Origin of the sequence: Mycobacterium kyorinense (assembly GCF_001672775.1) — a bacterium.
In the GTDB taxonomy this organism is placed as follows: domain Bacteria; phylum Actinomycetota; class Actinomycetes; order Mycobacteriales; family Mycobacteriaceae; genus Mycobacterium; species Mycobacterium kyorinense_A.
The window spans coordinates 65,118-79,071 of sequence record NZ_LZKJ01000080.1 but is presented as its reverse complement, the minus strand read 5'-3'; the positions used below and the strand labels follow the sequence as shown (position 1 = coordinate 79,071).

The following is a 13,954-nucleotide window of genomic DNA, read 5'->3' as shown; positions in this document are numbered from 1 at the left end:
CACAGAGTTGCGCCATGACACAAAGTGTCCTAACGTCATTCTTAGTGTCATATCACTACGACTCAGGGAGCCGCTGATGGCAACCACGTTCACCGATTCCAAAGCCGACTTGATGCGCCGTGCGCAAGACAGCCTGGCCGCCAACGTGGGCGAGTCGGCGTTGTCGACCCGCCAGAAGCTGGCACTGACCTGCCGTGCCCTGTTCGACCAAGGCCACGATTCCGGGTTGGCCGGACAGATCACCGCCCGCGCCGAGCAGCCCGGAACCTACTACACCCAGCGGCTGGGACTGGGCTTCGACGAGATCACCGACGCCAACCTGCTGCTCGTCGACGAGGATCTCAATGTGCTCCACGGCGACGGAATGGCCAACCCCGCCAACCGCTTTCACAGCTGGATCTATCGTGCCCGGCCCGACGTGCAGTGCATCGTGCATACGCACGCCTTCCACGTCGCCGCGTTGGCCATGCTGGAGGTCCCGCTGGTGGTGTCCCAGATGGACACCACGCCGCTCTACGATGACTGTGCGTTCCTGGCAGACTGGCCGGGGGTTCCGGTCGGCAACGAGGAGGGCGAAATCATCAGCGCTGCCCTCGGCGACAAGAAGGCCATCTTGCTGGCCCATCATGGCCAGATCGTGGCGGGTGCCAGTGTCGAGGAGGCGTGTTCGCTGGCGGTGCTCATCGAGCGCGCGGCCAAACTGCAACTGGCCGCGATGTCAGCCGGCACCATCAAGGAACTGCCGGAGAAGTTGGCCCGCGAAGCCCACGACTGGACGTTGCGGCCGGAGCGTAGCCGGGCGAATTTCGCCTACTATGCGCGCCGCGCGCTCACGCAGCACCCCGATGCCTTGACGAGCTGACCGAAGGAGTCTGCAGTGCCGAAAATTCACGGCATCATCGCTTACCCGGTGACTCCGTTCGCCGCCGATTCGGGCACGATCGACACCGCGGCGTTGACCGCGCTGGTTGACCGGCTGGTGAGCTCCGGCGTCCACGCGATCGCCCCGTTGGGCAGCACCGGCGAGTTGGCCTATCTCGACGAGGGCGAGTTCGACACCGTCGTCGACACCACGATGGCCGCCGTCGATGGCCGGGTGCCTGTCGTCGTCGGTGTGTCAGACCTGACCACTGCCAACACCATTCGACGCGCACAGGTGGCCGAGAAGGCCGGCGCCGACGCGGTGATGATCCTGCCAGTGTCCTACTGGAAGCTGACCGAGCGCGAGATCGTCACGCACTACCGCAGCATCGGCGAGGCGATCGGAATTCCGATCATGGCCTACAACAACCCGGCCACCAGTGGCATCGACATGAGCCCGGAGCTGCTGGTGCACATGTTCGAGAGCATCGAGAACCTCACGATGGTCAAGGAGTCCACCGGCGACCTGTCCCGGATGCAGCGCATCGCCGAGCTCAGCGATGGCCGGCTGCCGTTCTACAACGGCAGCAACCCGCTGGTGCTCGACGCGCTGCGGGCCGGCGCCGCCGGATGGTGCACGGCCGCCCCGTGTCTGCGACCGCAGCCCTGCATCGACTTGTACGACACCGTGCGGGCCGGCGATCTGCACACCGCGCAAACGATCTACGACAACCTCAAGCCGCTGTTGCAATTCATCGTCGCCGGAGGGCTCGCCACCACCGTGAAAGCCGGACTGGAGCTGCTCGGCGCCGGGGTCGGGGACCCGCGCCGCCCGCTGCTGCCGCTCGACGACGAGGGCCGCGAAACGTTGCGCGCGCTGCTGCCTGCTTGACAGGAGCTCGAACTGGCGTTCGAATAGGGTATGCGGTGGGACGCCCAGAGCATCGGCGCCGATGACGGCGCGCTGCCCGGCCTGCAGCGCATCGGATTCGTGCGCAGCGTGCAGACCCCGCAGTTCGACGGCATCACGTTCCACGAGGTGCTGTGCAAGTCCGCGTTGAACAAGATCTCCAACGCCGCTGTGTTGCCGTTCCGCTATACCGTCAACGGCTACCGCGGTTGCTCGCACGCCTGCCGTTACTGTTTTGCCCGGCCCACTCACGAGTATCTGGACTTCAACTGCGGCAACGACTTTGACACGCAGGTTGTTGTCAAGACGAATGTCGTCGACGTGCTGCGGGGCGAGCTGCACCGTAAATCCTGGCGCCGCGAGACCGTGGCGTTGGGCACCAACACCGATCCCTATCAGCGCGCGGAGGGTCGCTATGCGTTGATGCCCGGCATCATCGGTGCGCTCGCGGAGTCGGGCACCCCGCTGTCGATCTTGACCAAGGGCACCCTGCTGCGGCGCGACCTGCCGCTGCTCGCCGATGCCGCCGGGCAGATCCCGGTGCGGGTGGCCGTTTCCTTGGCGGTCGGCGATCCCGAGCTGCATGCGGCCGTCGAACCGGGCACGCCAGGGCCTCGGGCGCGGTTGGGGCTGATCTCGGCGATCCGCGCCGCCGGCCTGGACTGCCATGTCATGGTGGCGCCGGTGCTGCCGCACCTGACCGATTCCGCCGAACAGCTCGACAGCCTGCTGAGCCAGCTCGCCGCAGCCGGTGCGACCGGTGTGACGGTGCTGGGCCTGCATTTGCGCGGCTCGACGCGGGGCTGGTTCTTGTCGTGGTTGGCCCGCACCCACCCGGAGCTAGTAGCGCCGTACCGCGAGTTATACCGGCGCGGAGCATATTTGCCGCCTCGATACCGAGACGAGCTACGAGATCGGGTTACGCCGCTGATCGCAAAATACCGGCTGACCGGTGATCGGCGCCGCCCCGATCCTGCGCCGGCAGCGGTGCCCGTAAAGGCTTTGCAGCCCACGCTGTTCTAGCCGAGTTCTGCCGCGCGGAAGGTGTCGCACTGGTTGGGGTCACCGGTCTGGTAGCCGACGGTGAACCAGTGCTGCCGCTGCTCGGAGGATCCGTGGGTCCACGACTCGGGGTTGGTGCGCCCGGTCGCCTTACGCTGAATACGGTCGTCGCCCACCGACGCCGCCGCCGACAGCGCGTCGTCGATGTCCTTGTCGCTCAACGGCTCCAAAAACGGCACCCCGGTGCTCTCCTGCTTGGTGATCGACGCGTAGTGCGCCCACACCCCGGCATAGCAGTCGGCCTGCAGCTCGGTGCGCACGCCGTTGCCGCCGGCGCCCTGTGCCCCGTGCTGGGCGCGTCCCAGGACTCCCTGCAGGTTCTGCACATGGTGGCCGAACTCGTGCGCGACCACGTATTCCTGCGCCAACGGCCCACCGCTGGAATTGAATTGGGTTTTGAGCACGTCGAAGAAGTCGGTGTCGAAATACGCTGTCTTGTCGACCGGGCAGTAGAACGGGCCCACGTCGCTGGTGGCCGCGCCGCAGCCGGTGCTGACCTGGCCGCTGAACAGCCGCACGTGCGGGCGGGTGTAGCCGCGCATCAGCTGCTTCCACACCCCGTCCACCGAGTTGCCGGTGGCCACCACGCGGCACTGCACGTACTTGTTGGCGTCGGCTCCGGTGCGGCAGGTGCTCAAGTCGAAGCCCGGCGCGACGTCCTCGTTGGTGGTCATCGGTTGCTGGCTGAGCACATTGCCCGGATCGACGCCAAGGAACATCGCCACCACCACGATCACCAGCCCGCCGAGACCGCCGCCGATCGCCATCCGCCGACCGCCGCCACCGGACGACGACGTGGTGCTGGTGTCGATCTGCATACCCTCGTTGAAGGTCATCGCACGCTCCGTTTGCCGCTAGATCGGGTGGCCGGACCAGCTTTTCACACTACGGTGCGGCGCGCCGGTGGATGAGCGCCGCGAGGCTCAGCCCGGGCCGTCGCTGGCGGCGGCCAGCAGCGGTACGACGACGTCGCTGATCGGGGTGGCCAGGCCATGTGTGCGCGCTTTGCGGACGATCACCCCGTTGCGGATATCCCACTCCAGCCGCCGGTGCGCCTCCCGATCGGCCAGCATCGAGGTGCCCATATCTGCCGGGGCCCGCCGGAAGATCTCGACCAGCTCGTCGACCACGTCGTCGCCGAGCGCGGCGCCCTCGGCGCGGGCCACGGCCAGGCATTCGGTGAGGTAGCGGCGAGCCAGCGCGGCAACGTCGTCGCGCCCGAACATGCCGGACCGCCGGCCGGTCAGCGCCATCAGTCCGGCCACCGCGTTCACCAGCAGCTTGCGCCAGGCCGCGGTGGTGAAATCCGGTTCGCAGTCCACCACGCAGCCGGCGTCCCGCAATAACGAGGCGAGCCGGCCGCCGGCCGGTCCGGTGGGCAGCACCAGCCGGGGTTCGGTGCGCAGCCGCACCCAGCCGTCCGGATGGTTCTCGGCGGTGTACCAGACGATGCCCGGCACCACCGTTGACGACGGGCAAAGCGGCTGCACCTGCTCGACCTGCTCCACCCCGTTCTGCAGCACGGCCACGATGGTGCGCTCATCGCACAGGCGGGCCAGCCAGTCGGCTGCGGCGTCGTTCTGGGTGGTTTTGACCGCAAGGATGACAACCTCGACCGGGCCGCTGATCTGGCTCGGCTGGGTGTGCACCGGGCCGGGCACCACGATCGGATCGGCGTCGTCGGGCCGCAGTTCGATCCGGTCCCGCGCCGTTCGTCCGCACAACAGCACCCGGTGACCGGCCGCGTGCAGATACGCCGCGACCGTCGTGCCGACAGCGCCGGGACCGACAAGGGCAATATCCATGGTTATCCCGAAATTACCGGCTCTACACTGAGCAGTGCTTGTCGCGTGCGACCCGCGGCGCCCGGCTCCGCCGCGCTTGCGATCGCCACGAGACTAGCCGCGTGGCGACCCGCGGCGCCCGGCTCCGCCGCGCTTGCGATCGCCACGGTGTCCCAACCGATGCAGAGGAGTAGTTCGTGCTGCGCAGTCACGTCGCCGGTTCGTTGCGCGCCGCCGATGCCGGTCAGAAGGTGACGTTGGCCGGTTGGGTGGCGCGCCGCCGCGACCACGGCGGGGTGATTTTCATCGACCTGCGGGACGCATCCGGTGTGTCGCAGGTGGTGTTCCGCGCGGCTGATGTGCTGGAGCAGGCGCACCGACTGCGCGCCGAGTTCTGCATCGCCGTCGAGGGGGTGGTCGAGATCCGCCCGGAAGGCAACGCCAACCCGGACATCGCCACCGGCGAGATCGAGGTCAACGCGACGACGCTGACCGTGCTCGGCGAGTGTGCGCCGCTGCCGTTTCAGCTCGACGAATCCGCCGGCGAGGAGACCCGGCTGAAGTATCGCTACCTCGACCTGCGCCGCGACGGGCCGGGCGGGGCAATTCGGTTGCGTTCCAAGGTGAACGCCGCCGCCCGCGCGGTGCTGGCCGAACACGACTTCGTCGAGATCGAAACACCGACGATGACCCGCTCCACCCCGGAAGGCGCCCGCGACTTCCTGGTTCCCGCCCGGCTGCAGCCCGGCTCGTTCTACGCCCTGCCGCAAAGCCCCCAGCTGTTCAAGCAGCTGCTGATGGTCGCTGGCATGGAACGCTACTACCAGATCGCCCGCTGTTACCGGGACGAGGATTTTCGCGCCGACCGCCAGCCGGAGTTCACCCAGCTCGACATGGAGATGAGCTTCGTCGACGCCGACGACGTGCTGGCGATCTCCGAACAGGTGCTCCGGGCGCTGTGGGCCCTGATCGGCTACGATCTGCCGTTGCCGTTGCCGCGGATCAGCTACGCCGAGGCGATGCGACGTTTCGGCTCCGACAAACCCGACCTGCGGTTCGGGCTGGAGCTCGTCGAATGCGCAGAGTTCTTCAAAGACACCACATTTCGGGTGTTCCAGGCCCCCTATGTCGGCGCGGTGGTGATGCCGGGCGGGGCGTCGCAGCCGCGACGGACGCTGGACGGCTGGCAGGACTGGGCCAAGCAGCGCGGACACAAGGGTCTGGCTTATGTGCTGGTGGGCGAGGACGGTGCGCTGTCCGGCCCGGTGGCCAAGAACCTGTCCGAGACCGAGCGTGCCGGCCTGGCCGACCATGTCGGTGCCGGGCCCGGTGACTGCATCTTCTTCTCGGCCGGGCCGCCGAAGGCGTCGCGCACCCTGCTGGGCGCGGCCCGCATCGAGATCGCCAAGCGACTGAACGTGATCGATCCCGCTGCCTGGGCGCTGACGTGGGTGGTGGACTTTCCGCTGTTCGAGCCGGCCGACGAGGCCGCCGCCGCCGGCGAGGTTGCCGTCGGCGCCGGCGCGTGGACCGCGGTGCACCACGCGTTCACCGCGCCCAAACCCGAATCGGAGGCCACCTTCGACACCGACCCGGGCAGCGCACTGGCCGACGCCTACGACATCGTCTGCAACGGCCACGAAATCGGCGGCGGCTCCATTCGTATCCACCGCCGCGACATCCAGGAGCGGGTGTTCGCGATGATGGGCATCGACGCGGCGGAAGCCCAGGAGAAATTCGGATTCCTGCTGGACGCCTTCACCTTCGGAGCGCCGCCGCACGGTGGCATCGCGTTCGGCTGGGATCGCATCGTCGCGCTGCTGGCCGACATGGATTCCATCCGGGAAGTCATCGCATTCCCGAAATCCGGCGGTGGGGTGGACCCGCTGACCGACGCGCCGGCGCCGATCACCGCGCAGCAGCGCAAGGAATCGGGGATCGATGCTCGCCCCGAAGATCGAGATCGACGTTAGAGCAGATTTCCGCCGTCATTTGAGCGCTACCGTCGATCTCGGCGATATCCGCGCCGCCGAAGTGCGGCGTAGACGCGGTTGATGACGTCGCCCGGCCTGTCTTCAGAAACCACCCGCACAGCGATCCAGCCGTGATCGCCGACGATCTCGTGGCGGCGAATGTCCTTGACGTATTGTCGGCGATCGCTGCGATGTTGATCGCCGTCATATTCGGCGGCAACCTTGAACTCCTCCCAACCCATGTCCAGAAACGCCACCGGCCGGTAGCCGTCGAGGATGGGTATTTGCGTGGTCGGAGCGGGCAACCCGGCGTCAATCAATAGCAGCCGCAGCCACGTTTCTTTGGGAGAAGCTGCACCACCATCGACGAGGGGAAGCGCGGCGCGCAGCTGCTGTAGACCCCGAGCGCCCCGACGACGCTTAGCGGTCAACAGGACATCCTCTACCGAGAACGGAGTTGCGCGCATCAGCGCATCGAGTCGTGCGACTGCCTGCCCGCGGGGGAGACGTCGGCCCAGATCATAAGCAGTGCGCGCAGGCGTAGTGACGGGAAGCCCTACGACATGGGTCGTTTCGTGGTCATCCAGCGTCTCGTTGCGTACGACGAGGCCACGTTGCGGACGGGCATTCGGTGCGACCAATTCGATGGGAACACCGGCGTCAACCCACTGGGCGCCGTGCAACGCCGATGCGGCAATTCCACCGATAACCGCCCGTCGACGAGACCACAGCCATGCTCCGATGGTCCGGTCACGCAATGACGGCTCGATGTTTCCGGGCACGTAGACGCCACGGAAAATGGCGCGATGCCGTACGCGTAGGTCGGACTTGGTGAGTTCGCCGCGCGTCACCGCCTCGCTGCCGATGAAGACTTCGGCCATGGCGGCATGATGGCAGCGGGCACCAACACGTCGCCGAGATCGACGGTAGAGCCGATTTCCGCGCGCATTTGAGCGCTAACGTCGATCTCGGCGATAGCAAGGAACGCGGGTTGGGGCAAGCTGCGTATATGGACACCGACAACCTGGCTACTCTCATCCCCTTCGCCGGCACTTTGGGCATCGACGTCGTCGAGGTGACCCCGCAGCGGGTGACGGCCACCATGGATTGGGCCGAGGACCGTTGCACGACGGGCGGGATTCTGCACGGGGGCGCGCTGATGGCGTTCGCCGACACGATCGGCGCCCTATGCGCGGTGGCAAACCTTCCGCCGGGGGCGGGCACCGCCACGATCGAGTCGAAAACGAACTTATTCCGGGCGGTGCGCGCGGGCACCGTCACCGCGATTTGCGAGCCGTTGCACGTCGGCCGCACCACGATCGTCGCGCAGACCAACCTCACCGACGACAGCGGGAAATTGGTCGCTCAGGTCACCCAGACCCAGGCCGTGCTGACCCGATAGGCGGTGCGGCCAGCGGTCGCTAATGCGGGATCGCTTTCGACCACAGTTTTCTCAGCGTGGTTCGAACGGGATGGCCCGACCGCAAAATGTTGACCACTTCCGTCGGAAACAGCGCTTGATTAGGACCGCATTTGGGCCAGGCCTCAGGCCCTTGCGTCTTCAACACTCGTTCGGCCACAGCGATCTGCTGCTCGCGGGAGGCGTCCGCCGGCGAGCCGACACCGCCATTGGCGGCCCACGTCGACGGCTTGAACTGCAGACCGCCGTAGAAGCCGTTCCCGGTATCGGCCGACCAGTCACTTCCGGACTCGCACTCGGCCACGGCGTCCCAATTGACCGCATCGGCATACGCCACGCCGGTGGCGGGATCAATCACCAGCGAAATGGCGACGACGACGATTGCGCCTTTCATCAATGACTTGCACAACGTTTTCGAAATGGGTGCCGCACTGCGATGTGCCATTAACGACATGTAACAAACCATAGTGAAAGGTGTCAACAGCTGAGGCTGAATTGACTTAACGAGATAGGTGTTGTCCTGCGGTTTTAAACGGTAAATCGATGCCGATGATGCCGGTGTTATTGCAGTGATATCTGATGTTTGAGATATCGCATTTATGCTTCTGTGATTGATGATACTGAAGTGCTTAAAGATGCATGCGTTGCTAGAGTTACAGCAGTGACTGGTGTGAGTAGACGCTTCCGGCAAACGCTGGGCCGTCAGTTCGGCTCGTTGAGGAATTCCTCGACCAGACGTTTCGGCGCCTGTGTCAACCACGCCTCGGTGAGCAATTCGGCCAGTCCCAGCTCGTCGATCGCTGCCAGCCGAACCAGCACCGCCGGGTAGCCGTCGAAATGCGGAGTGGTGAAATACACCTCCGGCTCGTCGGCGATCAGCGAGAACTTGACGCCCTCGTCGGCTACCCGGATACCCAGGATGTCGCCGGTGGGAGGCTCAATACCCAACGCCGCCAAGGCTTCCCGATCGGAGGCGCGCAGCGGCCGCTCCCAGGCGACCAGTTTTCGGCCGACCCGCCAATCGTGCGGTGACCGCTCCTCGGTGAGCGGGAGCTCGGCGACGATACTGGCAACGTCGTCCCAGGTGGCCACCCCATGATTGTGCGCCCGCAAGCTAGTGTGCGGATCGTGTTGCACTTGCGGGTGATCGCGCCGCCGGAGTTGCGGGACGACCTGGTGGAGCTGCTCGAGCGCGAGCCCGGCGTCGCGCACATCGCGCTGCACAAGCAGGCCGGCATCGACCCGGCCGGCGATCTGCTGACCGCCGATATCGCCCGGGAAGTGGCCAACGACGTCGTCGAACAGCTCAAGGCGCTGGGGCTGGCCGATCGCGGCGCCATCACCATGGAGGCCATCGACACCGTGGTCTCCAAGGCCGCCTACCGGGCCGAGAAGAAAGCGCCGGGAGACCCCGCCGACGCGCTGGTCTGGGAGGAGCTCATCGGGCGCACCCGAGAGGAGTCCACGCTCAACCTGACGTTCCTGTTGTTTTTGTGCCTGGCCTGCCTGATCGCCGCGATCGGGGTGATCACCGACTCGACGGTGACCGTGGTCGGCGCGATGGTGGTCGGCCCGGAGTTCGGCCCGTTGGCGGCGCTCTCGGTGGCGCTGGTACGGCGGCGGATGGACCTGGCCCGGCGGGCATCGACGGCACTGGCCGTCGGGTTCCCGGTGGCGATGGTGGTGACCGCGCTCGCCACGCTGGCCGGCGAGGCGGTCGGTTGGGTGGATCTGGGCAACCTGCGGGAGTTCAGGCACGTCGACTTCATCTTTCAAGTGGGTCCGCTGTCGGTGGTTGTTGCGCTGTTCGCCGGCGCCGCCGGCATGCTGTCGTTGGTGTCGGCGAAGTCGGCGGCACTGGTCGGCGTGTTCATTTCGGTCACCACGGTGCCCGCCGCCGGGTTCGCGGTGGTGGCGGCCACCACTGGCGACTGGGATGTGGTCGCGAAATCGGTGGCGCAGTTGGCGATCAACCTGGTTTGCATCACGGTGGCCGGTGTCCTGGTGCTGACCGTGCGGCGCGGCGGCACCTCAAATCGGCTGATGCGTTCCTAGGATCGCTCGGGTGACCGACCGCTACGGAACCGACGCTCTTGCCAACGACCCGCACCGAGCGCGACGAATCCGCTCGGTCGAGCTGCCGGTGGAGCTGGGCATGGTCGTCGAAGACGCGCAGACCGGCTACGTGGGCGCGGTGGTGCGCATCGAATACGGGCGCATGGACCTCGAGGACCGGCACGGTCGCCGCCAAGGCTTCCCGGTGGGCCCGGGCTACTTGATCGACGGCAAGCCGGTGATCCTGACCGCGCCGCGCCGCCACGCGCCCACGGCCGCCGCGCGGACGGCGTCGGGTTCGGTGGCGGTGACGGGGGCCCGCGCCCGGGTGGCGTCGGCCGGTCGGATCTACGTCGAGGGCCGCCACGACGCCGAGCTCGTCGAGCAGGTGTGGGGTGACGATCTGCGGCTCGAGGGCGTGGTGGTCGAGTATCTCGGTGGCGTCGACGACCTCGTCGGCGTCGTCGAGGAGTTCCGCCCGGGTCCGACGCGGCGGCTGGGTGTGCTGGTCGACCATTTGGTGCCCGGCTCCAAAGAGGCCCGGCTGGCCGCAGCCGTCCAGCGGGGACCCGGTGGGCCGCACACGCTGGTGGTCGGCCACCCCTTCGTCGACATCTGGCAGGCCGTCAAACCCAACCGGCTGGGCTTGTCCGAGTGGCCCGTCATACCGCGCGGCGTGGACTGGAAGCACGGCATCTGCCAGGCGCTGGGCTGGCCGCACGCCAGCCAGGCCGACATCGCCGCGGCCTGGCGGCGCATCCGTAGCCGGGTGCGGGACTGGCAGGATCTCGAGTCGGCGCTGATCGGCCGGGTGGAGGAGTTGATCGACTTCGTGACGCAGCCGCAGCTCAGCTGATCGGCACTACCTGCCCACCGGAGAGGCGTCGATAGGTGTAGGTCTGGATGAGTGTTGCCAGCGGGCCGGCCACCAGCAGACCCACGGCGCAGATCACCGTGCCGACCAGCAACACCGCATACTGCACCAGCCAAGACAGCAGCGCGCCGCCGACGTTGTTCTTGGCCGCGCCGAAGCTGGCCTTCAGTCCGCTCACCGGTGAGAGGGACCGGTCGACGACGAACGCAATGGCGAACTGGGCGAGGAATCCGACGATGATTCCGGGGACGACAAGCAGCGCCAAGCCGACCGCGGTGAGCGCCCCGACCAGCAGGGCCGTGAGGATCATCGCGCCGAAGTGGCGTGGCTTGAAGAACGACCCGACGCTCACCGGCTTGCCGTCGGCGATGTCGAGGCAGCCGGACAGGAAGGCGGCCTGGATGAACATCGACGCCACGAAGATGACGAGGTAGCCGATGATCATGACCACGATCGAGGTGGCAGTCAGCGTTCCGGTGACCGAGGTGTCGTAGTAGCCGTCGCCGCTGACGGTCACCGTGTCGGTATCGGCGGTCGCGAAGATCAGCGCGATCAGCCCACCACCGAGGACCAGCAGCGCCAGAACGTAGAGCAGGGTCGAAATGATCAGCGGGCCGGCGTTTTGGCTGAACTTGTTCCACGCCCAGTTGAACGCATCACCGACGTCGAATCCCTGATGCGGTGGCGGGTAGCCGCCCGGCTGCGGATAGCCGGGCGGGGGAGGCGCATGGCCGGGCGGAGCGCCATACCCGGTTGGCGGGGGACCATACCCGGGCGGCGGAGGAGGGGGGGCCGGGGAGCGGGGGGCCGCCCGTAGCCGGGCGCCGGATAGCCGGGGGGCGGGCCCGGCGGGTCGGTCGGGCTGCCGGGGTGCTGTTCGGGTCCGCTCATCTGCCGCTCCTCGGTGGTGGGCTGAAGTATCGCGTGCGCAGAACGTAACAACTATTCGGCGTCATCGCCGGGAACGCGCCGCCGACGGTGACGTGGTATGCCTGAGTTCGTGTCCGACGGTCTGTTCGACGTCCCGGCGAGTCTCCCCGAACCCGCTCACGACGGGTCGGCGGCTGCGCCGCTGGCGGTGCGCATGCGGCCGGCGACGCTCGACGAGGTGGTCGGTCAGGATCACCTGCTGCAATCCGGGTCGCCGCTGCGCCGGCTGGTCGAGGGCTCGGGCGTGGCGTCGGTCATCCTCTACGGTCCGCCGGGCAGCGGGAAGACCACGCTGGCGGCGTTGATCTCGCAGGCCACCGGCCGACGGTTCGAGGCGCTGTCGGCGCTCTCCGCCGGCGTGAAGGAAGTCCGGGCGGTGATCGACCTGGCGCGCCGGGCCGCCGCGCACGGCGAGCAGACGGTGCTGTTCATCGACGAGGTGCACCGGTTCTCCAAGACCCAGCAGGACGCGCTGCTGTCGGCCGTGGAGAACCGGGTGGTGCTGCTGGTGGCGGCGACCACCGAAAACCCGTCGTTCTCGGTGGTGGCGCCGCTGCTGTCACGGTCGGTGATCCTGCAGCTGCGGCCCCTGTCCACCGACGACATCCGCACGGTGGTGCAGCGCGCCATCGAGGACCCGCGCGGCCTGAACGGTCGCGTCCAGGTCGCCGCCGATGCGGTCGACCTGCTGGTGCGGCTGGCCGCCGGTGACGCCCGCCGCGCGCTGACGGCGCTCGAGGTGGCAGCCGAAGCGGGGGAGCAGGTCAGCGTCGAGACGATCGAGCAGTCTCTGGACGAAGCCGCTGTCCGCTACGACCGCGACGGCGACCAGCACTACGACGTCATCAGCGCGTTCATCAAGTCGGTGCGCGGCTCCGACGTCGACGCCGCGTTGCACTACCTGGCGCGGATGCTGGTCGCCGGCGAGGACCCGCGGTTCATCGCCCGCCGGCTGATGATCCTGGCCAGCGAGGACATCGGGATGGCCGACCCGACCGCGCTGCAGACTGCGGTCGCCGCCGCGCAGACCGTCGCGCTGATCGGCATGCCCGAAGCCCAGTTGACCCTCGCGCATGCCACCGTGCACCTGGCTACCGCGCCCAAGTCCAACGCGGTGACCACCGCGCTGGGCGCCGCGATGGCCGACATCAAGGCCGGCAAGGCCGGCCTGGTGCCGCCGCATCTGCGCGATGGCCACTATTCGGGTGCCGCCGCACTGGGCAATGCCCAGGGCTACACATACTCCCACGATCACCCGGATGGCGTTGTCGCACAACAATATCCGCCGAACGAACTCGTCGGCTCGGACTACTACCGCCCAACCGGGCGCGGCGGCGAACGCGAAATCGCCGGCCGGCTCGAACGGCTGCGCGCGATCATCCGCGGCAAGCGCGGCTAGCCGCTAGCCGCCAGCGAGTTCGCCAGCGACCGGCCCGCGTCCAACACGTGGCGTTCGGCGGTCTCGCGGGCCCGCTCGGCATCGCCGTCGGCGAGGGCGGCGACCAGGGCCTGGTGGTCGTCCAGCGCGTGATGCTCGTGTTCGGGAAACACCGCCAGGAAGTTCGACGGCACCACCCGCACGGCCTGGCGGATCTGCGCCATCAGTCGCGGCGAGTGCGCGGCCCGGTGGATCTCGCGATGAAACCGCCAGTTCGCGTCGACGATGCGGCCTTGCCCCGAGCGCGATTCCACGTCGGTAGCCAACTCGCGCAACCGCTCGATGCCGTCGGGAGTGACCCGCTGCGCCGCCCAGGCCGCGGCCTGACCGGTCAACACGCCCAGGATGGTGAAGCTGTCGAGCACGTCGTCGGGGCGGATGCCGATCACCGTAACGCCGCTGCGCGGCGCGACCCGCACCAGCCCGTCGTAGGACAACTCCAGCAGCGCCTCGCGCACCGGGGTGCGACTGGTGGCGAACTCCTTGGTGATCGCGTCGAGGTCGAGCCGGGTGCCGGCGGGCAGCGTGCCGGTGAGGATGCGGTCGCGCAACTCGCGCGCAGCCCGCTCCCGCACGGTCCCGGCGATATCGACGTCGCTGCTGGTCATAGCGCGACTGTAACCGAAACAGACATCTAACACTTGAAA

14 protein-coding genes and 1 pseudogene are annotated in these 13,954 nt (G+C 67.6%); 8 read left to right on the top strand and 7 right to left on the bottom strand.

The window, feature by feature from the left end:
- Positions 1–76 precede the first annotated feature (76 nt).
- The 3 genes from A5707_RS08490 to A5707_RS08480 are packed head-to-tail and all read left to right on the top strand — an operon-like array spanning position 77 to position 2,794.
- Positions 77–862, top strand: coding sequence for an aldolase (locus A5707_RS08490; protein ID WP_065014056.1), 786 nt, complete (start codon positions 77–79; stop codon positions 860–862).
- A gap of 15 nt (positions 863–877) precedes the next feature.
- Positions 878–1,753 carry a dihydrodipicolinate synthase family protein gene (locus A5707_RS08485; RefSeq protein ID WP_065014055.1) on the top strand — a complete coding sequence of 292 codons (876 nt, stop codon included), beginning with the start codon at positions 878–880 and terminating at the stop codon, positions 1,751–1,753.
- A 30-nt stretch (positions 1,754–1,783) separates the two neighbouring features.
- A complete protein-coding gene (locus tag A5707_RS08480) occupies positions 1,784–2,794 on the top strand; it encodes an Rv2578c family radical SAM protein (protein ID WP_065014054.1) in 1,011 nt (336 codons plus the stop codon).
- On the opposite strand, the gene A5707_RS08475 is transcribed toward A5707_RS08480, so the two are convergent.
- Both A5707_RS08475 and A5707_RS08470 read right to left on the bottom strand, forming a co-directional pair.
- Positions 2,791–3,669 (bottom strand): neutral zinc metallopeptidase, encoded by an 879-nt coding sequence (locus tag A5707_RS08475; RefSeq protein ID WP_065014053.1) that lies wholly within the window; start codon positions 3,667–3,669, stop codon positions 2,791–2,793. The genes A5707_RS08480 and A5707_RS08475 overlap by 4 nt on opposite strands.
- Positions 3,670–3,756: 87 nt before the next feature.
- Positions 3,757–4,638, bottom strand: coding sequence for an oxidoreductase (locus A5707_RS08470; RefSeq protein ID WP_082969343.1), 882 nt, complete (start codon positions 4,636–4,638; stop codon positions 3,757–3,759).
- Between the two features lie 176 nt (positions 4,639–4,814).
- Between A5707_RS08470 and aspS the strand changes: the two genes are divergently transcribed.
- A complete protein-coding gene (gene aspS / locus A5707_RS08460) occupies positions 4,815–6,590 on the top strand; it encodes an aspartate--tRNA ligase (RefSeq protein ID WP_065014051.1) in 1,776 nt (591 codons plus the stop codon).
- 26 nt (positions 6,591–6,616) lie between these two features.
- Here the strand turns inward: aspS and A5707_RS08455 are convergent, their stop codons facing one another.
- Positions 6,617–7,471, bottom strand: a complete 855-nt coding sequence (locus A5707_RS08455) for a hypothetical protein (protein ID WP_065014050.1) — start codon at positions 7,469–7,471, stop codon at positions 6,617–6,619.
- A 128-nt stretch (positions 7,472–7,599) separates the two neighbouring features.
- On the opposite strand from A5707_RS08455, the gene A5707_RS08450 reads away from it, so the two are divergent.
- Positions 7,600–7,992 carry a PaaI family thioesterase gene (locus A5707_RS08450; protein ID WP_065014049.1) on the top strand — a complete coding sequence of 131 codons (393 nt, stop codon included), beginning with the start codon at positions 7,600–7,602 and terminating at the stop codon, positions 7,990–7,992.
- Between the two features lie 19 nt (positions 7,993–8,011).
- Here the strand turns inward: A5707_RS08450 and A5707_RS08445 are convergent, their stop codons facing one another.
- Entirely contained in the window at positions 8,012–8,404 is a 393-nt protein-coding gene (locus tag A5707_RS08445; RefSeq protein WP_082969345.1) for a transglycosylase family protein, read from the bottom strand.
- Between the two features lie 308 nt (positions 8,405–8,712).
- Positions 8,713–9,102 carry an MmcQ/YjbR family DNA-binding protein gene (locus tag A5707_RS08440; RefSeq protein WP_065014047.1) on the bottom strand — a complete coding sequence of 130 codons (390 nt, stop codon included), beginning with the start codon at positions 9,100–9,102 and terminating at the stop codon, positions 8,713–8,715.
- Positions 9,103–9,138: 36 nt separating this feature from the next.
- Between A5707_RS08440 and A5707_RS08435 the strand changes: the two genes are divergently transcribed.
- Together A5707_RS08435 and A5707_RS08430 are read left to right on the top strand one after the other, a co-directional pair.
- Positions 9,139–10,065 carry a DUF389 domain-containing protein gene (locus A5707_RS08435; protein ID WP_065014076.1) on the top strand — a complete coding sequence of 309 codons (927 nt, stop codon included), beginning with the start codon at positions 9,139–9,141 and terminating at the stop codon, positions 10,063–10,065.
- A 10-nt stretch (positions 10,066–10,075) separates the two neighbouring features.
- A complete protein-coding gene (locus tag A5707_RS08430; protein ID WP_065014046.1) occupies positions 10,076–10,921 on the top strand; it encodes a DUF3097 domain-containing protein in 846 nt (281 codons plus the stop codon).
- A gap of 4 nt (positions 10,922–10,925) precedes the next feature.
- On the opposite strand, the pseudogene A5707_RS24920 reads toward A5707_RS08430, so the two are convergent.
- A pseudogene (locus tag A5707_RS24920) lies at positions 10,926–11,830 on the bottom strand (hypothetical protein); the annotation flags it as partial.
- Between the two features lie 97 nt (positions 11,831–11,927).
- Here A5707_RS24920 and A5707_RS08420 point away from each other — a divergent pair.
- Positions 11,928–13,268, top strand: a complete 1,341-nt coding sequence (locus A5707_RS08420; protein WP_065014044.1) for a replication-associated recombination protein A — start codon at positions 11,928–11,930, stop codon at positions 13,266–13,268.
- Here the strand turns inward: A5707_RS08420 and A5707_RS08415 are convergent.
- Positions 13,265–13,915 carry a GntR family transcriptional regulator gene (locus A5707_RS08415; protein ID WP_065014043.1) on the bottom strand — a complete coding sequence of 217 codons (651 nt, stop codon included), beginning with the start codon at positions 13,913–13,915 and terminating at the stop codon, positions 13,265–13,267. The two genes, A5707_RS08420 and A5707_RS08415, sit on opposite strands and share 4 nt — an antisense overlap.
- Positions 13,916–13,954 lie beyond the last annotated feature (39 nt).